This window comes from Luteibacter sp. 621, from assembly GCF_050435445.1.
Taxonomy (GTDB): domain Bacteria; phylum Pseudomonadota; class Gammaproteobacteria; order Xanthomonadales; family Rhodanobacteraceae; genus Luteibacter.
Map to the genome: position 1 here is coordinate 184,725 of NZ_JBNDKI010000006.1, position 18,039 is coordinate 202,763.

The window sequence follows — 18,039 nt, forward strand, 5'->3', positions numbered from 1 at the left end:
CCTAGATTAGCAATTCTTAATCATCCCAAGGATCTTTAGCTGGCCTAACCCCACGCGGGGGCCGACCATGGGGCCCTACCTTTCCCGGACCACCCCCTATGATCTTCACCACCGCACTCGCGGGCTTCGCGGCCAGCGCCGGGCTGATTATGGCCATCGGCGCCCAGAACGCATTCGTCCTCAGGCAAGGCCTGCAGCGCGCGCATGTGGGCATGGTGGTCACCATCTGCGCCCTCAGCGACCTGATTCTCATCCTGCTCGGCGTGGCCGGCATAGGGGCGTTGGTGGAGCGCGCGCCCTGGCTCCTGCAAGCACTCAGGTATGGCGGGGCTGCCTTCCTCGCGGTGTACGCCGTGATGGCGGCCGCACGTGCATGGCGTGGAGGCGGCGGCCTTAACCCCGCCGGCGGCACGCCGCCTGCGTGGTACAAAGCTGCCCTCGCTTGCCTCGCGTTCACCTTCCTCAACCCGCACGTCTATCTGGACACCATGATCCTGTTAGGCAGCCTCTCCAGCGGTTATCCGGGCACCCTGCGCTGGGTGTTTGCCGCGGGCGCGTGTGCGGCGAGCATCACGTGGTTCCTCGCGCTGGGCTACGGGGCTCGCCTGATGACCCCGTTATTCCGCAATCCCACGGCATGGCGGGTCATGGATGCGGGCGTCGCCCTGTTCATGCTGGCCCTTTGCGTGTTTTTATGGGTGCGCCCGCTCAACTGAGCGCGCCCTCCCCACTTCAACGCAGCCTGCCCATGTACGTACCCGCCCTCTTCACTGAATCGGATCCCGCAGTCCTGCACCGCTTCGTGCGCGAGCATCCGCTCGGCATGCTGGTCACGCATACCGCGGCCGGCCTCGATGCGAACCACGTGCCTTTCCTGCTCGATGAGGCGCGCGGTGGGTCGGGTGTCCTGGTGGCGCATGTCGCTCGCGCCAATACGGTGTGGCGCGACGTCGCCGATGGTGACGACGTCCTGATCGTGTTCCGTGGTGCCCACGGTTACATCTCGCCCAACTGGTATCCGAGCAAGCAGGAAACGCACCGCCATGTTCCGACGTGGAACTACGAGGTCGTGCATGCCCATGGTCGCATCCGCGTTATCGACGACGAGAAGTACGTGCGCGGCGTGGTGGCGCGGCTGACCCGCGAACACGAGGCACGGCTGCCGGAGCCATGGAAGATGAGCGATGCGCCTGCGGATTACCTCGCCGAAGAACTCGCCCATATCGTCGGCATCGAAGTGGAGATCACCCGGCTCAAAGGGAAGCGAAAGCTCTCGCAGAACCGTACTTCGGGCGATTTCGAAGGTGCGGTGAACGGTGTCGAAGGCAGCGGCAACCTCGCGCTTGCCAATGCGATGCGCGCCTCGCGAACGCCGAAGGACTAGCGTTTACGGGCCGCTTTCTTGGAGGCGTTAAGCGCGGCAGCGGCTTTCACCAACGCCTTGAACTTCGTGGCATCGGGCTTCTCGCCCTCGCCGATATCCAGGGCGCGACGCACGTTGCCATCGAGGCTGGCATTGAACAGTTTCGCCGGGTCCGCAAGTGCAGCGCCCTTCGCGAAGGTGAGCTTGATCTTGTCTTTGTAACTTTCACCGGTGCAGATGATGCCGTTGTGTTCCCACACCGGCGTACCCATCCACTTCCAGGTCTCGACGACGTCGGGCAACGCTTCGTGGATGAGCTTGCGCACACGAGCCAGTGCCTCGCCGCGCCAATCGCCAAGGCTGGCGATGCGTTCGTCGATCAAGGCGGCCGCATCAACCGCCGGCGCCGCGTCTTTGCTTGCTGCCATGGTACCTCCCCGTGTGTCTCCCGCCGCCGAGGGTAAGGCAACGACGAGCATGTGTCGCGCTGCTTTGCGAAAACGGCATGCGCTGCCGCGGCCGATCCGCGCTCGCATGTCAAGGCCCGCCAATCGCTGCACGTGAGACCCGCAGGCACTAGAATGCGCGGCCGCCTGCTCACCATTCTGCGCCCCGCCCATGCATATCGTCGTCAACGAAGACCTCAAGGCCTACATCGATCCGCTCACCCCGGATGAGCACGAATCGCTGGAGCGGAGCCTGCTGACCGAAGGCTGCCGCGATGCGCTGGTGCTGTGGGGCGATACCCTGGTGGATGGGCACAACCGCTATGGCATCTGCCGCAAGCACGATATCCCGTTCAAGACGGTGCAGAACGAGCGCTTCCAGTCCATGGATGACGTGCACCTGTGGATGATCGAGCAGCACCTGGGCCGCCGCAGCGTCTCGGATTTCCAGCGCGGCGTGCTGGCCCTGCGCAAGCGCGAGATCCTTGCCGCGCGCCGCGAGGCCGAAGAGCCCGCCAGGGCGGACGAGAACGACCTGCCGTTCGATGCCACGGGCTCGGAGCCGGCCCGGCCCAAGGCGCCGCGCCCCAATCCCACCGATAGCCGCAAGGAAATCGCCCGCGAGGCCCGGATCAGCGCCAACCAGGTGGGCATGATCGAAAAAATCCGCAAGGAAGCTGCGCCCGAGGTGGTTGCTGCGGTCAAATCCGGCACTCTCTCCATCAGCGCGGGCGCCGCCGTTGCCTCGCTGCCGGAGGAAGAGCAGCGCGCGGCCGCCACCGCGGGCGACCAGGAACTGAAGCAGGCCGCCAAACGGGTCCGCGAATCCAAGCGCAAGCCCCGCGAGAAGCCCTCGGGCGATGTGGTGGCCCTGCAGGAGCAGATCGCCGAGCTGGAAGCCGAGAACCGCAACCTGCGCCGCGAGATCGATGCCCTGCGCGCCCGCCTTGGCGAACCGGCCCTGGAAGCCACCGAAGAGGCCTGATAAGGGCTACTGTGTAGGCGCGCTTGCGCGCGATGGGGCCCGTCGGGAACTACCGTTCCCCGGGATGTTCCAAGCCCCAGTACACCGGACGCTCCCCCAGGCGTTCTATGGCAGGTCCCCCGGAGCGCTCCATGAAATCCTTCCTCGTCGTTACCGCCCTTTCCCTGCTTGCTGGCACGGCTGCCGCGCAGGAGGCGGGTAAGCCGCTTAACCTGAACCTGCCGTCGAACTACGTGCCCGCGGCTTCCAGCACCGCCCCCGCGCCCGCCGCAGCGTCCTCTGCGGCCGCCACCGGCTCCAAGAACGGTAAGGAGAGTGTGGCCGTAACCCCGGCGCACCCGAAGGATCCGCCGGGCACCTACTACGGCGATACCAGCGGCCGCATGGCCGGTGCCGACGTGGTGGAAGACGATGGCCCGCACTGCGACGACGCCACCTACAACAAGCCCCAGGTTCACGGCAGCGTGACCACCGGCGTCGTCAGCGCCAGCCATGGCGGCAGCGGCAGCTACCAGGGTGGTGCGGTCAGCCTTTCGCAGGCGTTCGGCAGCTGCGAACACCCCACGGGTGGGGTCAGTATTTCTGTCGGTGGCGCTACGGGGCATTTTCACGGGCGGTGAGGTCTGCCGCTCCGGCCCGGGAGCATCGCGCGCAAGCGCGCTCCTACAGGGTGGTGAAGAGCACGATGCGGTCCGTGGCTTCGGGGTTGGCGTCGTTCGTGTTTAGCCAGGGCTGGCGGGCGAAGGTACGGGTGCACGGGCCAAGCGCCACGACGCGTAGCGGCCGCTTCCTCGCCTCCGCTTCGATTTGAGCCACCACGTCGCGCAATACCGGCCCGATGAAGGGCGTGAACAGGTAGAACACGTTCGCCTGGGAGTAATCGGCGCTGCGTGCGTCGCCGCATTGGAAGGTCACTTCAGGCAGGCCAAGCGCTTCTGCCGCCTTCCGCGCACTCGCCACATAGGCCGGCTCACGATCCAGTCCGGCGACCGTCGCGCCGCTAAGGATTCGCGCCAGCAGAGGCACATGACCCAGGCCCGAGCCCAGGTCCAGCAGGTGATCCGCCGGGGATAGCGCCGTGCGCCGCACCGCATCCACGATGTGCCGCGCAGGGGTTGGCTGGTAGAACACCATGTCGGTCGGCGGACGCGGGTCATCCAGCAAAGGCTCGTCCATCGCGAGCACGCCTGCCAGCAGCGCATCGAGCGCATCGTAGTGCGCCCCCACCGGCTCACCGATATCCAGCCAGGGCGCGAGGGCGGCACTCCCCTCGCCGGCAGCGATCGCAACGCGCAGCGTCCGGAATAGCTCCTCGTCGATTGCCGACATGGCGCCGAGCAACGTCTCTGCACGCTGGCGTTGCGCATCGGCCGTCATGGCAAGCAACAGCAGGTCCAACTGGTCGGCCGCATCCGCACGCCAGCGAAACGCGCCGGGTTCACGCCAGGATGCGTCGGATTCGAGCAGATCGAGGAAGGCACAAGGGGCATCGGTCATGCCGCGCATGGTAACGGGCGCGGGCGTTGACGCGGTTCTCACGCGCGGCACGTCTTCCTTGAGCGATCGCGCCTGGCTGTGGAATGCTCGGCGCCCGGCACGCCCGCCCAGGAGCCCCCATGAAGACGCCGCATTGCCTCGCCGCACTCACCGCCCTCGTGGCCATGCCCGCCTTTGCGACCCCGCCCCTGGCCACCGTGGTTTTCCACGATGGCGGGCGTCCGGTGCTGAGCATCACCGATCCGCAAGGCGCGGCGCTGGTCGATGCCCAGCTTGGCCTGCGCACCGCAGGAAGTGACCTGACCCACGACCTGCGCCTGATCGGCACCACGCAGCGCAACCTCACCGAAAACTACCGGATGACCACGGGCAAGCGCCTGGTGCGCAGCGCCAACCTTGCCGAGACGCGCTACGCCCTGCAGAACGACAAGGGCGAGAAATTGGATGTGGTGGTGCGCGTCGCGAGCGATGGCGTGGCGTTCCGCTACGAAATCCCCGGCGCCACCCAGGTGACTGTCACGGGCGAAGCGACCAGCTACAAGCTGCCCGCCGACGCGCGCGCGTGGCTCCTGCCCTACGACCCCAGCAACGAGAAGGAACGCATCCAGACCAGCGCGGTGGCCGCGCCCTCGGGCGATTACGGTTATCCCTCCCTGTTCCTTACAGGCCAGCGCTACGTACTGATCACCGAGGCCAACGCGGACGGGCGCTACGACGGTAGCCGACTCTCACACGTCGCGAATTCACCGCTATACGGCCTGGCCCTGGCCGACACGCGCGTCGACAGCACCGGTACTACCCCGTGGCGCACCGTGATCACCGGCGACCTGGCGACCGTCACGCAATCAACGCTTGTCGATGATCTCGCCGATCCTGCGAAGCTCACGGACACCACGTGGGTGAAGCCCGGCCGCGTGGCGTGGTCGTGGATCAGCGATCACGACAGCCCGAAGAGCTTTGAACGGCAGAAGGCCTTCGTGGATTTCGCCGCCGCCAACCGCATGCCGTTCGTGCTGCTGGATGAAGGCTGGAGCGATTCGTGGGCGCCGCAGCTCATCCAGTACGCAAACGCGAAACACGTAGACGTGTTGATGTGGTTCCCGTGGACGAAGCTCGACACGGCCGCGAAGCGCCAGGAGTGGTTCACCCGCATCAAGGGCTGGGGTGCCAAGGGCGTCAAGATCGATTTCATGGGCTCCGATAGCCAGGCACGCTTTCGCTGGTATGACGATACGCTCGCTGATACGGCGCGCTTCCAGCTCATGGTGAACTTCCACGGGGGCACCATCCCGCACGGGCTGGCCCGCACGTGGCCGCACCTGATGACCATGGAGGGCGTGCGCGGTGCGGAGAATGATCCGCCGGCGGTAGGCAACACGATCCAGCCGTTTACCCGCAACGTTGTCGGTTCGATGGACTACACGCCCGTCGCGCTCGACGTCGGTAAGCAGGAGGCCAGCATCGCGCACGAGATCGCGCTGCCCATCGTGTTCGAATCGGGCTGGACGCACCTGGCCGATAGCCCGGAGGCGTACCAGCGCCGACCGAACGCACTGATGTTCCTGGACCAGATTCCCACGGTGTGGGACGAAACAAAACTGATCTCGGGTGCGCCCGGCGGCGAAGCGATCTTCGCGCGCCGCAGTGGTGATCGCTGGTTCATTGGTGCGATCGTAGCCGGCCCTGCACGTCGGCTTAGCGTGCCGTTGTCGTCGCTGGGCGTGGGCCCGTGGCGCGCTGATATCGTGCGCGACGGGACGGGCCGGGGTGATGTCGCTCGCTCATCCCAGAACGTTACCGCCGATGGCTCGCTCTCGTTCGATGTGCCGGCCAACGGCGGCTTCGCGGCGATTCTCTGCCCGGTGGCGAAGGGCCAGTTCCAGTACGGCTGCTACCGCTAAGTGCCAGGCAACCAGCGCCGCCACCACGCCGGGGCCGGCATCACCCGTGCAAGCGGCACGCGGATCACGACGTGCGTGCCGCCGCCCGGCTCAGAGGTAATCGAGGCCTTGCCGCCGATGTTCTCGGCGCGCTCCTGCATGCCACGCAAGCCCCAATGCCCCGGCCTTCCGGCAGCGAGTATCTGGGGCTCGATCCCGCGTCCGTCGTCGTAGATGTGCAGTACCACTTCCGTCCCATCGCGGTGCAGCGTCACATCAATGCGGCTCGCCTCCGCATGGGCGACCGCGTTATGCACGGCTTCGCGGGCGATACCGTAAAGCTCGTCGCGTGCGAGTGGGTCCATGGCGCGCCATATCGGCGGCGCATCGACGATCACCGGCACCGCATGCTCTTCCGCGTAGGCGCGTGCCAGTTCCACCAGGCCGATATCCAGCGGCACCGCATCACCAAGGTGGTCACGTAAATCACGCACGCGGTCGCGCGCTTCCACGATGGCGAGCTCGGCTCGATCCAGCGCTCTTTCCATCGATGTGCGCAACGGATCGGCAGGAGGCACCCGGTTGGCCACGGCCTGGAAACGCATCATGAGGCCCTGGATGCTCTGCAACAGCGTATCGTGCAGCTCGCGTGCGATGCGCTCGCGCTCGGCATGCCGCTCGTGCAGGCGCTCGCGCAACTGCGCCTCGATCCGCCGCATGCGCATCAGTACCAATAGCCAGATCACGGCCGCGACGAGCACCGCCACGATCACGGCAAACCACGCGGTCTGGTAGAACGCCGGCGCCACGTCGATCCCCAGCGACGCACCTTGTTCATTCCATACGCCATCTTCGTTGGCGGCAGTGACACGGAACACGTAGTGACCCGGCGGCGGATCCGTATAGACCGCTTCGCGGTCCGTACCCGCGTCGCGCCAGCGCGTGTCGATACCATCCATGCGGTAACGGAAACGCACGCGCTCTGGCATGGAAAGGCTTGTCGCGGTGTAGACGATACGCAGGCGCTCGGTCTTGGCCGGCAGGCGAACCCGTCCCGCCGCGTCAAACCAGCCACTATCCGTCGCTATGCCACGAATGCTGACCGGTGGCGGCAGCGTATTGCGCGGCACGTCTTCAGGATCGATCGAGACGACACCGCTGGTCGTCGCGAACCACAGCCGCCCATCATCGGCGGCCACGGCCGTGGGCAACGGACGGAATTGTGCAGGGGTACCCGGCAGGCCATCGAGCGAATCAAACAGCATGGCCGGCACGCGGAAGTCACGATCGCGGCGCGCATGCGCCACATCACTGCCCAACAGGCGCACGATGCCCTGTGATGCGTTAGCCCAGTAATCCCCGTTGCGATCGCGCACGATGCCGGAAACGCCACGCACATCCATCTGCAATGGCAAGGGCTGCACGCGGCCACCTTCGACCAGGTCGATGCCGCGCTCACCCCCTACCCACATCGTGTCGCCATCGGGCAGCAGCGCCGTCACGTTGCCGACATCCAGGCCATCACGGCCGCCCAGCACCGTATCCCGGCCCGCTTCATCGCGAACAATGATCGTGTCGCGCGCGAAGCCCATCCACAGGCGGCTGGCACGGTCGCGCACCAGCACCAATGGCGAGGGATCGTTCGCGACGGCGGGCAGCAGTTCGCGGTGCCAGGCGCCCTGGCTGTAGTGATAGACGCCGGGCCGGTTGATCGATACCCATACCCCGCCGTGGCCGTCACCGACGATCGCCTGCACGCCGGTGAAGTCTTCCACCGGCAACGTCGCGAACGGCCGGGGCGTATCCCCATCCATGGTCCACACGCCGTTGGGGCCGCCCAGCCAGGTGGTTTGCGCATCGCGCGCCGCCGCGGTAATGGCCTGGGGAAACGCCACCGTGGTGGCGCCCAGCGCGCGCACATGCATGAGCGGGCGGTTCTTCGTGCCGACCCAGATCCCGCCCGCCGTGGCGGGCACGATCGCGAAATCCGTGGCACCCGATGGCGTTGGCGCGGGCAGCAGGCGGCTCGCGCGGAAGCGGTCCAGGCCGCGACTACCACCGACCCAGATGTTGCCCTCGCGATCCTGTATGACCGCGGTGATGTAGTCCGAGGTAAGCCCATCGCGTTCGACAAAGCGCTGTGCGGCCGTGCCTTCGGTATCGATCACCTGCCGCGCGAGCGCATCCACCCGCGGCACACGGCGCATGCCCTCGCCCTGGCTGGGCACCCACAGCGCACCGTCCCTGTCGAACAGCAGCCCGGAAGATGACAAGCGCAAGGTGGGACCAGCCTCGGCCGGATCGCTGGTGCCATTCCATACAGGGAGTACCCCGCGGTCGACGTCAGCTACCCATACCGTGCCATCGGGCGCTTCGGCAATGCGGTTGATCTTGCCCACGTCTCGCGTGGCGATGACAAAGTGATCGCCCCCCGGGGGCAACCAGCCCAGCGCGACATCGGAGGCCACCCACAGCCTGCCTTCGCGATCCACGCTGAGGTTACGCGCGCGGTTGCCGGGCAGGCCCATCTCGGTGCCGACCAGCGTCCAGTGGTTACCGCGCAGTTCGACCAGCCCATTGAACGTGGCCCCCCACAAACGTCCATCCGGCGTTCCCGCGATCGCGTAGATCGTTGCCGTCGGCAGCCCGGACGATGCGCCGTAATGCGTGGCCTTGTCGCCTTCCACGAAGCTGGCGAAGCCATAACGGAAGCCCACCCAAAGGCCGCCATCGGGCGGCGCGTAAAGCGAGGCCACGGTGGATGCGGGGAAGTCACCGCCCGTTCGCGGCCGGTAGCGCTCGAAGTGCACGCCGTCGAAGCGATACAGCCCGGTCTGCGTGCCTAGCCACAGGTAACCGTCGGCCGTCTGCGCAAGCGCGGTCACCTGCCCGGGCGCGCCTTCGCGCACGGTCCAGGCCGTGTGATAGAACTGCCCGATGGCGCGGTCGCGGGTATCCGTGGCCCAGGCCGCGCCCATCAGCGCCACCCAGCCGGCTAACGCCAGCGCTACCGCTCGCATCGCTGCGATCGCGTGTTTGAACCGCACTCCCCACCCCATGACATGGTCGCCGCAACGATAGCGGTTACCTGCCGCCAAGTCGCCTCGACCTATGGCCGATGCTCGGCGAGAAAGGCGAGCGCATCCGCCAGCACCCGCTCTGCCGCAGGCGAACGGTTAGGGTTCGCAAGAACATGAGCCGCGTGGTCATAGCCGATGAAGCGCCGGGACGATGCAGGCGTACCCAGCCATGCAAAGGCCTCGCGCATCGCCGCCACCGAGGTCAGCGTGTCGCTGTCCCCCGCGCCGCCATCCCATGCGCCGAACAAGACCGGGCAGGTGACCTTGCCCAGGTTGGCCGGCTGCATGCGTTCAACAAACAGGCGGGCGATCGCGCGGTAGGCATCGGAGTGCACGACGGACGACCAGTACTGCCGCTGATACGGCGTGCGATCGCCTGGCGGGACGACCGGCCCCTCGAGCAACGTAGCGGCGCGAAGCTGCTCCTCGTCGAACACGCGGATGCCCGGTGACCACGCGATAAGCGCTGCCACCTTGTCCGGATAAGTCGCCGCCAGGTCCAGTGCAAGCGAACCACCCATGGAGGTCGCGACGAGCAGCACGCGCTCGCCCAGGGCGAGTCCGATCTGGAAGGCCGCATCCGCGTCGTCGCGCCACTGTTGCGGCGTGGCACCCGCCATCGCCATCGGTTCGTCCGTCCCGTGGTCATGCAGGCGGTTGAGGTACAGGTGCGCGCCGCACGCCTGGGCAAGCGCCCGGTGGGCCGGGTCGCCTTCGGCCTGGCTCGCGGTGAAACCGTGCAGGTAAACGACCGAGAGGGCCCGTCGCTCACGCGGCACGCCTTCAAGGAACACGATGCGCGCCTGGTTATCGGGTTTCAGCCCGGGGATGGCCCCTTCGCGATCGTCAATCTCGCCAGCCAGCGTCTCCAGCGATGTCACGCGGCACTACCCGCCGGCACGCCAGCCTGGCGGCGCTGCATGGTGACGTAGTGGCCCACGGACCGGCACAGCGTATCCAGTTCGGCGACGGCGGGGCGCATGTCGCCGCCTGCATCGATCAAGACGCCGAGGTCATCGCACACCCGGTTCGCCCCGGGCACGCCCAGGTTGCCCAGCACGTTGCGTAAGGCATGCAGTGATTCCGAAGCGGCCGCGATGTCCCCGGCAAGCATCGCGTCGCGCAGGGCGTCCACGTGGCCATCGGAGGCGGTAGAGCATAGGTCGAGGAAGCTGGCGAACTCCGAGGGGCTGGCCAGCACGCGCATTTCATCCAGCGGCGTGGTGCCACCATGGCGCGGCTCGATACCGGGCAACTCGGGCTGCCACGCCTTTGCCGCCGTCGCCAGCGAACGCTCCGCAGCAATGGTCTCAATGATATCGAGCAGGCGCTGCGCCGCGATGGGCTTGGTCAGGTAGGCGCGCGCACCGGCCTTGAAAGCGATACGTACCGCATCCTGGCTGGAATCGGCACTGAGCATCACGATGGGCGGCACCGCCTGCGTGCGGCGCAATACCTCGATCCGGCCCAGCACATCCCAACCGGAACTCCCCGGCATATGCAGGTCCATGAAGATCAGGTCGAACGCATCCCGATCCATGCGTGCAAGCGCTTCGTCGCCGCTGGCGCTGAATACGCAACGATGGCCGGCGCGTTCAAGGATGCGCCCGACGATCTCGCGGTTGGCGGCGTTATCGTCCACCACCAGGCACGACTGCGGCGGCACGCGTGCGCTGTGCGCATCGAGCAGATCCACCAGCGGAATATCCGCCATGCTGCGCGCGCCGTACGCGGCACGCGGCATGGGAAAGCGCCAGGTGAACACCGAGCCGCCCAGCGGGTTATCAGCCACCTCGAGGTGGCCATTCATCTGGCCCGACACATTGCGAACGATGTACAGGCCGAGACCGACACCTTCCTGACGCCGGCTTTCGCCCACGCTCACCTGCTGGAACGGATCGAAGATGCGCTGCTTGTCCACATCGGCGATACCAATACCAGTATCGAGGACGGTGCAGGTGATGATGGGGTCGCGCCCGCCTACCCCTTCGGTGAGTTCAACGCGGACATCCACCGTACCGCCCGGCGGCGTGAACTTCAGCGCGTTGGATGCCAGGTTGGAGAGCACCTGCTCGATGCGCCCGGGGTCACCCATGAAAATGCCTTCCACCGATGCATCGCGGGCTACGCTGAAGGCAATCCGCTTGTCGGCCGCCGAGGGGCGGCACACCGCACCGACAGTCGCGAGCACTTCGTCAAAGGCGAACGGCTGCTGGCGCAGGGTAAAACTGCCGCCCGCAAACGATGCCACATCGAGTACCGCGTTCACGCGGTGGAGCAGCGCGTTCGCGCTGGTCGAAAGCAAGGCCACCAGGCGGCGCTGGTCGTCGTTCATCACCGAGGTATCGATCAGCGATGCCGCATGGATCACCGTGCTGAGCGGCGTGCGCATCTCGTGGCTCATCATGGAGATGAACCGGTGCTGGGCCTCACGTGAAGCGATAGCCTCAGCGGAGACCTCACGCAGGGCATCGATCATGCGGTACAGCGTCATCGGCAGTACAACGGTCAACGCCAGCGCGTAAAGAGCATAGGCCGGCCGGTTCACCCAGTAACCGTCAGGCGCCGCCACCGCCAGGATCGCCACGGACGCCACGACGCTGGCCGCGAAGGCGCGCCGGCTGTAGCGCATGCCCACCGCAACTGACAGGAACGGCAGCACAGCGGTGACGGTAATGACCAGCATGAACGCCGCTTTGAGCAGCACGGCTGCCATGGCGAAATTCGCCACCTGACCGATGGCATCGAGCCGGGAGGTGACCTTGAGCCAACCCGCGCGAACGAACAGCATCCAGAACGTGCTGGAAACGAACAAGGCCAGGGCGAGGGGGAAGACGTGGTGGGACTCGAGCGCCATGGGCGTCGGGCCATGCAGCCAGGCCGCGGTCCAGACCACGATGAAGCCGAGCAGCACGGTGCGCACGAGCGACACGTGATGCTCGCGGAAGCTCGCCACGATGCGGTCAATGCGCGGGTTGCGCAACCGCTCGGCGACCTCGCTGAGCATCACCGGCCCGGCACGCTTGCCGCTACCGCGATCGATCTTCATGCCAGGCTGACTTCCACCACTCCCCCAATACCCGCCTAGTCTATGTTCTGCCGCGACGCTGGCAAGTGGCTCATTTCGTTATCTTTCGATTACCCTGCAAGGGCTTTCCACGCCTTGCGCCACCTATCGATCCTGCCCCGGATACGCCTACGGCACTTTCGAATCGTTGACCGGGCGCATTTTACGACGAATTCCCGTCCGATTTTTCGCGGACAGCGGCGACACCCCGAGAATTCTACCCGGACTCAAACAGCGCCATCGCCCCGTCGGTCAGAATTCCCACGATCCAAATGTGCATGAGACGTGAGCAAAACCACCTCGCAGATGAGGATTTTCGAAAGAAACTTTCGGCTTTTTCCCGGTGGGTATGTAATCGTTTACGCGAACCGTGATGGGCAGCATGAAATTGCACAAATACCCATAGTTACACTGTTTTCTGCTGCGATGCATCAATGCGTTCAGACGGCTATACGGCCATGCGTGCACGCACGAAAGACGCTGGACAACCTAGCTAGGCTGCTGTACACCTTGGCGGGCAGTCCATTTGGATCGAGGCAAATGGATTATTTGCGACGGAGCGCGGGGAGGGGCTCTTCATAGCTCCAGCAATCGAAAGCCGCGGGCACGAACCCGCAGCTGCGTCCCCGTGTTGCCGTTATTTTCGGCATTGACCATTCGGGGAAGGCATGAAGTACCAGTTTCTGTTTCGCAGGACCGCTCTGGCGCTAGCCATGGGCACCTGTCTGGGCGGCATCAGCACCGCCTACGCGCAGTCGACCACCGGTAACCTCAACGGTTCCGTCCCGGCCGGCGGCAACCAGACCGTCGTCGTCGATAGCACCAACGGCCTGCACCGCGAAGTCGCGGTCGACGAGCGTGGTCACTACTCCATTACCCAGCTGCCGCTCGGCACCTACAACGTCACGCTGATGCGCGACGGTACGGTGGTCGATACGCGCAAGAACATTTCGCTTCGCGTCGGTGCCAGCACGGACGTGTCGTTCGCCGCTCCGGCCGCTGCGACGGCCGCGGACGCCACCTCGCTCAGCGGCGTGACCGTCACGGGTACGGCGATCCCGCCGATTGACGTCACCTCGGTTGACTCGCGTACCGTCATCACCTCCGAACAGCTCGCCAAGCTGCCGCTCGGCCGCAGCGCTGAAGCCGTGGCTCGCCTGGCTCCGGGTGTCGTGAACAACGGTGGCGGTTTCACCAGCGATACCGGCCGCTCGCTGGCCAGCTTCGGCGGTGCCGCATCGAACGAAAACGCGTACTACGTCAACGGCTTCAACACCACCGATCCGCTCAATGCGGCCGGCGGCATCCAGCTGCCGTACGGCGCGATCGACCAGCAGGAAATTTACACGGGCGGTTACAGCGCCAAGTACGGTCGTTCCGACGGCGGCGTGATCAACCAGGTGGGTAAGCGCGGCACCAACGAATGGCACTTCGGTGCGCAGATTCTCTGGGAGCCAAACTGGGCGCGTGCGTCTGGCCCGAACCTGCACTATGCGAATACGCCCTCGTCCGCACCGGCGGGTGACCTCTACCAGCCGAAGAGCCAGAACGACAAGTGGGCAACGACCGTTAGCGCATACGCCGGCGGCCCGCTGATCAAAGACAAGCTGTTCTTCTTCGCGGCAGCCGAGTTTGAGAAGGACGGCCTGCGCAATGTCAACGCCGTGGATAGCAGCACCCCTGCATCCACCAACACGTACGAGAACCCGCGCTGGTACACCAAGCTCGACTGGAACATCACCGACAACCACATCCTGGAATTCACCGATGTGGGTGACAAGCGCTCGGGCAGTGGTACGCGCTACGGCTATGACTACGTCAACATGTCGCGCACGAACACCATCGGCCCGGTGAATGACACGAAGGTCGGCGGCGATTTCTGGAACGCGAAGTACACGGGCTACATTACCGATAGCCTGACCATCAGCGCGCAGTACGGCAAGATGTCGGTCAAGAACTATGACCAGGCCGGCAACTACGATCCGACCCTCGCTCGCGTGGATGGATCGGGCAACCAGAACCCGGCTTTGAATGGCGGCACCGCCATCAAGAACACCCAGGTGGCCGACATCAGCTCGCCGGGTCGTGGCAACAAGTCGAACAACCTTCGTTTCGATGTGCAGTACGTTGCGGGCGATCACACGATTTCTGCGGGTATCGATAACGTCAAGTCGCAGGTGCTCGACTTTGGCAGCGTCAGCCCGGGCCCCGGCTACAGCTGGAACTACGGTTTCCAGAAAGATCCGAACGAAGAGATCAACAGCACGCCTGGGCGTAACTACGTGCCCGCGCCTGCGCAGTTCGCGAATGGCCAGACGGGTTACTTCGTCAGCCGCAATATCGTCTATAACCTCGTCAACGTGCGCTCCGATCAGAAGGCGCAGTACATCGAAGACAAGTGGCAGGTCAGCGATCGCTGGCTGGTAACGGTTGGTCTGCGCAACGATCAGTTCACCGACTACAACCAGTTCAGTGAGCCGTTCATCAAGCAGACCCGCCCGCAGTGGGCTCCGCGCCTGGGTGCCGCGTGGGACGTGAACGGTGATGGCAGCTTCAAGGTGTATGCCAACGCAGGCCGTTACTACCTCGGCCTGCCGCTGAATCCGGCGACGGGCGCTGCCGCAGGCTACGTCTCGACGCAGCAGTACTACACCTATTCCGGTATCGCTGCCGACGGTAGCCCGCAGGGCCTCACCCAGATGAGCGGCGTCGTTTCGGGCAACAACTCGTACGGTATCCCGCCCGACCCACGGACGGTCGCCGGCAAGAACCTGAAGGCGGAGAACCAGGACGAATACATCCTCGGCTTCGACAAGCTGCTGGGTGAGAACTGGTCCTACGGCGCCAAGGCGACCTACCGCAAGCTCAACACCGTCATCGACGACTTCTGCGATATCGACCTGGTCACGTCCAAGGCCGAAGCCGAGGGCCACACCGTCGGCTCGACCAACAGCTGCTACCTGGTCAACGGCGGCCATGGCAACACCTTCACCCTGCTCGACCCGTCCGGTAACCCGTTCACGGTGGACCTGTCGCGCAAGGAAATGGGCATGCCCGCCACCAAGCGTAAGTACTACAGCCTCGAGCTCTACATGGAGCACCAGTTCGACGGCACGTGGTACGGCAAGTTCGATTACGTGTTCTCGCGCTCGTACGGCAACACGGAAGGCCAGTCGCGTACCGATTCGCGCCAGAACGGCGCCGCCGGCAGCATGGACTGGGATAACAGCTATGTGATGGATTACGCCAACGGCCCGCTGGGCAACGACCACCCGCACGTGTTCAAGGCGTTTGGTTACTGGCAGTTCGCACCCGAGTGGCAGCTTTCGAGCAACTTCCAGATCGCCTCGGGCGCGCCGGAAGTGTGCCTGGGCTACTACGGCCCCGGCCAGACCGACCCGGCACTGTATGGAAGCGCTTACCACTGGTGCGACGGCCAGCCGTCGCCTCCGGGTGAGAAGGGCCGCCTGCCGTGGACGTACCAGTGGGACCTGGGCCTGACCTACCGCCCGACCTGGGGTGGCGATCGCCTGGCGTTCTCGGCCAACGTGTTCAACGTGACCAACCAGCAGCGCGCCGTGTTCCGTTATCCGACGGAATGGCAGTCGCGTGGTACGCCGCACCCGCTGTACCGCGTACCGCTGATCACGCAGGACCCGCGTTACGCGCGTCTGTCGGTCTCGTACGACTTCTAAACCGCTTTACCCAATCCCTGTGTGACGCTTGCGCCCGCCTCCCGGAACCAGCACCTCCCCTGCTGGTTTCCGGGAGGACCGGGCGCTCTTTTTTTATTGCGTGGCGGTCACGACGGGCTTGCCGTCCTTCAGCTCAAAGCGGAACGCATAGTCCAGGCTGAAGGGGGCAGTGCTGCGGGATTCGCTGAAGTTGCCGTGGGCATCCTCGTGTTCCTGCACGATCGTCATAGGCGTGTAAGCCCAATGCAGGGCCGCATCGCGGGTGGCGGCGAAGAACGCTTTGTGGGTGGCTTCGACGGAGCTGGCGTCGAGATCGCGGACATCCGACACCTTGCCTTCGCCATCCACGATGACCTTGGCACGGACCACGACCGTCGGCAGGTTCTCGGCCACAAGGGCTGGCGGATACGCCGGCGGATCATTCGTGATGGCCTGTGCACCGAACGAGCTTTGCCCATCCTGCATCTGGTATTCCCCGGCACTGCCAGCAGGAATGACCTCGTAGCTGACTTTGCCATCGCGCGGCGGTGGCGCCGGCCGGACCGGCTCCATGGGCGGCGCGTGGGCACAGGCCGCGATCAGCACCGGAACAAGGCAAGCGAGCGCGCGGCGGATCAATTCACCTCTCCCGACGCCGCGATCACCATCTCGATATAGCCGAGGATCTCGCTAACCGGGATGTCGAAGACCCCGGCATCGCCGTTGTCATACGCCTGGCGCCATACGGCGTAGCCGTCCATCCACACCTCGTCATCATCACCATCGCCTTCGTACGCCAGCAGGCTCTGGTCCAGCGTGGTGCGCGCCACCGCGGCGTGGTGCATCGCCGGCTGCAGGCCACCGGGCAGGCGATGGTTGCGCAGCTTCACGCCCAGGATGGAGATATGGAACACCTCCCCGTCCTCCGGCTCGATGTCCTTCTTGCGGATAACGACCCGCGAGGCTTCCTCACCCGGACGGGTGCGATAGGTCCAGGCCTGGCCCGGTGCGAACTCGGGTCGAGTCATTGGAAACTTCCTTGGGGGGACGGCCCGATCTTAGACCAGGACGAGACGGGATGGTCCACCCTGGCGGCGACAAGGCCCCGGATGCCGTATCCTTATAGGCCTGAGCCCGCACCCACCCCACGGGGGAGCGGCGCCACGCGCCAGGCAGCGCGGCCCGTGGGCCGCTTCCCCAGCTGATTCCAAGGCTTGCCGCGCGGGGCGCGGTGGCTTCGTCCCTATTTGTTCAGAGGCAACGCACACCATGGTGGCACTGGCGACCGAACACGTCATCGACGTACATCACTGGAACGATTCGCTTTTCAGCTTCCGCACCACGCGCGATCCCGGCTTCCGCTTCGAGAGCGGGCATTTCGTGATGATTGGCCTGGAAGTGGATGGCCGCCCCCTCATGCGCGCGTATTCCATCGCCAGCGCGCACTACGAGGAGCACCTGGAGTTCTTCAGCATCAAGGTGCAGGACGGCCCGCTCACGTCGCGGCTGCAGCACCTGAAGCCGGGCGACCCGGTGATCGTGAGCCGCAAGCCCACGGGCACCCTGGTGCTGAACGACCTGAAGCCGGGCAAGCGTCTTTACCTGCTGGGCACCGGCACGGGCCTTGCGCCGTTCATGTCGATCATCCGCGATCCGGAAACGTACGATCGCTTCGACAAGATCATCCTGGCCCACGGCGTGCGCCACGTAAACGACCTGGCTTACTCGAACTATATCGAGAACGAGCTCCCGAACCACGAGTACCTGGGCGATCTGGTCCGCGAGAAGCTGGTCTATTACCCCACGGTCACCCGTGAGGAATTTCGCAACCGCGGTCGTATCACGGATGCCATCGCCGACGGCGAAATGGCCCGCGCCACCGGCCTGCCCCAGCTGAATCCGGCCGAAGACCGCGTGATGCTGTGCGGCAGCCCCTCGATGCTGGAAGACATCTGCGTATTGCTCGACGGCGAAGGCTTCCAGGCCTCCCCGCGCACCCGCGAGCCGGGCGATTACGTGATCGAGCGGGCGTTCGTCGAAAAATAAA

At 65.3% G+C, this 18,039-nt stretch carries 14 protein-coding genes; 7 read left to right on the forward strand and 7 right to left on the reverse strand.

All coding sequences use genetic code 11. The features are described 5' to 3' along the window. Positions 1-98: 98 nt before the first annotated feature. The gene (locus tag ABIE56_RS09380; RefSeq protein ID WP_429243542.1) at positions 99-716 is read left to right on the forward strand and encodes a LysE/ArgO family amino acid transporter; all 618 of its coding nucleotides are present in this window, start codon (positions 99-101) and stop codon (positions 714-716) included. A 32-nt stretch (positions 717-748) separates the two neighbouring features. Further along, positions 749-1,384 carry an FMN-binding negative transcriptional regulator gene (locus ABIE56_RS09385; RefSeq protein WP_429243543.1) on the forward strand — a complete coding sequence of 212 codons (636 nt, stop codon included), beginning with the start codon at positions 749-751 and terminating at the stop codon, positions 1,382-1,384. On the opposite strand, the gene ABIE56_RS09390 is transcribed toward ABIE56_RS09385, so the two are convergent. Beyond that, entirely contained in the window at positions 1,381-1,791 is a 411-nt protein-coding gene (locus tag ABIE56_RS09390) for a DUF1801 domain-containing protein (RefSeq protein WP_429243544.1), read from the reverse strand. The two genes, ABIE56_RS09385 and ABIE56_RS09390, sit on opposite strands and share 4 nt — an antisense overlap. Positions 1,792-1,981: 190 nt before the next feature. Here ABIE56_RS09390 and ABIE56_RS09395 point away from each other — a divergent pair, with 190 nt between their 5' ends. Both ABIE56_RS09395 and ABIE56_RS09400 read left to right on the forward strand, forming a co-directional pair. Then, positions 1,982-2,794, forward strand: a complete 813-nt coding sequence (locus tag ABIE56_RS09395) for a plasmid replication/partition related protein (protein ID WP_429243545.1) — start codon at positions 1,982-1,984, stop codon at positions 2,792-2,794. A gap of 131 nt (positions 2,795-2,925) precedes the next feature. After that, positions 2,926-3,414 carry a hypothetical protein gene (locus tag ABIE56_RS09400; protein ID WP_429243546.1) on the forward strand — a complete coding sequence of 163 codons (489 nt, stop codon included), beginning with the start codon at positions 2,926-2,928 and terminating at the stop codon, positions 3,412-3,414. A 43-nt stretch (positions 3,415-3,457) separates the two neighbouring features. Here the strand turns inward: ABIE56_RS09400 and ABIE56_RS09405 are convergent, their stop codons facing one another. Continuing rightward, the gene (locus tag ABIE56_RS09405) at positions 3,458-4,291 is read right to left on the reverse strand and encodes a methyltransferase domain-containing protein (RefSeq protein WP_429243547.1); all 834 of its coding nucleotides are present in this window, start codon (positions 4,289-4,291) and stop codon (positions 3,458-3,460) included. 119 nt (positions 4,292-4,410) lie between these two features. Here ABIE56_RS09405 and ABIE56_RS09410 point away from each other — a divergent pair, with 119 nt between their 5' ends. Further along, complete coding sequence (locus ABIE56_RS09410; protein ID WP_429243548.1) at positions 4,411-6,192, forward strand: glycoside hydrolase family 97 catalytic domain-containing protein; 1,782 nt, start codon at positions 4,411-4,413, stop codon at positions 6,190-6,192. On the opposite strand, the gene ABIE56_RS09415 is transcribed toward ABIE56_RS09410, so the two are convergent. From ABIE56_RS09415 to ABIE56_RS09425, 3 genes are all read right to left on the reverse strand, one after another. Continuing rightward, positions 6,189-9,218: a sensor histidine kinase gene (locus ABIE56_RS09415; RefSeq protein ID WP_429243549.1), complete on the reverse strand. Its 3,030-nt coding sequence runs from the start codon at positions 9,216-9,218 to the stop codon at positions 6,189-6,191. The genes ABIE56_RS09410 and ABIE56_RS09415 overlap by 4 nt on opposite strands. Positions 9,219-9,280: 62 nt before the next feature. After that, a complete protein-coding gene (locus ABIE56_RS09420) occupies positions 9,281-10,132 on the reverse strand; it encodes an alpha/beta hydrolase (RefSeq protein ID WP_429243550.1) in 852 nt (283 codons plus the stop codon). Further along, positions 10,129-12,300: an ATP-binding response regulator gene (locus ABIE56_RS09425; protein WP_429243551.1), complete on the reverse strand. Its 2,172-nt coding sequence runs from the start codon at positions 12,298-12,300 to the stop codon at positions 10,129-10,131. Before ABIE56_RS09425 ends, ABIE56_RS09420 begins: the two co-directional genes overlap by 4 nt. A gap of 686 nt (positions 12,301-12,986) precedes the next feature. Here ABIE56_RS09425 and ABIE56_RS09430 point away from each other — a divergent pair. After that, a complete protein-coding gene (locus tag ABIE56_RS09430; protein ID WP_429243552.1) occupies positions 12,987-16,013 on the forward strand; it encodes a TonB-dependent receptor in 3,027 nt (1,008 codons plus the stop codon). A 93-nt stretch (positions 16,014-16,106) separates the two neighbouring features. On the opposite strand, the gene ABIE56_RS09435 is transcribed toward ABIE56_RS09430, so the two are convergent. Beyond that, positions 16,107-16,631, reverse strand: a complete 525-nt coding sequence (locus ABIE56_RS09435) for a hypothetical protein (protein WP_429243553.1) — start codon at positions 16,629-16,631, stop codon at positions 16,107-16,109. Further along, a complete protein-coding gene (locus ABIE56_RS09440; RefSeq protein WP_429243554.1) occupies positions 16,628-17,020 on the reverse strand; it encodes a hypothetical protein in 393 nt (130 codons plus the stop codon). The genes ABIE56_RS09435 and ABIE56_RS09440 overlap by 4 nt, the downstream gene beginning before the upstream one ends. A 241-nt stretch (positions 17,021-17,261) precedes the next feature. On the opposite strand from ABIE56_RS09440, the gene ABIE56_RS09445 reads away from it, so the two are divergent. Next, positions 17,262-18,038, forward strand: coding sequence for a ferredoxin--NADP reductase (locus ABIE56_RS09445; RefSeq protein WP_429243555.1), 777 nt, complete (start codon positions 17,262-17,264; stop codon positions 18,036-18,038). Position 18,039: the final 1 nt, after the last annotated feature.

Bases quoted from the DNA above. Each gene is read 5' to 3' on its own strand.
- ABIE56_RS09380 (WP_429243542.1), top strand. From the start codon at position 99: ATGATCTTCACCACCGCACTCGCGGGCTTCGCGGCCAGCGCCGGGCTG.
- ABIE56_RS09385 (WP_429243543.1), top strand. From the start codon at position 749: ATGTACGTACCCGCCCTCTTCACTGAATCGGATCCCGCAGTCCTGCAC.
- ABIE56_RS09390 (WP_429243544.1), bottom strand. From the start codon at position 1,791: ATGGCAGCAAGCAAAGACGCGGCGCCGGCGGTTGATGCGGCCGCCTTG.
- ABIE56_RS09395 (WP_429243545.1), top strand. From the start codon at position 1,982: ATGCATATCGTCGTCAACGAAGACCTCAAGGCCTACATCGATCCGCTC.
- ABIE56_RS09400 (WP_429243546.1), top strand. From the start codon at position 2,926: ATGAAATCCTTCCTCGTCGTTACCGCCCTTTCCCTGCTTGCTGGCACG.
- ABIE56_RS09405 (WP_429243547.1), bottom strand. From the start codon at position 4,291: ATGACCGATGCCCCTTGTGCCTTCCTCGATCTGCTCGAATCCGACGCA.
- ABIE56_RS09410 (WP_429243548.1), top strand. From the start codon at position 4,411: ATGAAGACGCCGCATTGCCTCGCCGCACTCACCGCCCTCGTGGCCATG.
- ABIE56_RS09425 (WP_429243551.1), bottom strand. From the start codon at position 12,300: ATGAAGATCGATCGCGGTAGCGGCAAGCGTGCCGGGCCGGTGATGCTC.
- ABIE56_RS09430 (WP_429243552.1), top strand. From the start codon at position 12,987: ATGAAGTACCAGTTTCTGTTTCGCAGGACCGCTCTGGCGCTAGCCATG.
- ABIE56_RS09440 (WP_429243554.1), bottom strand. From the start codon at position 17,020: ATGACTCGACCCGAGTTCGCACCGGGCCAGGCCTGGACCTATCGCACC.
- ABIE56_RS09445 (WP_429243555.1), top strand. From the start codon at position 17,262: ATGGTGGCACTGGCGACCGAACACGTCATCGACGTACATCACTGGAAC.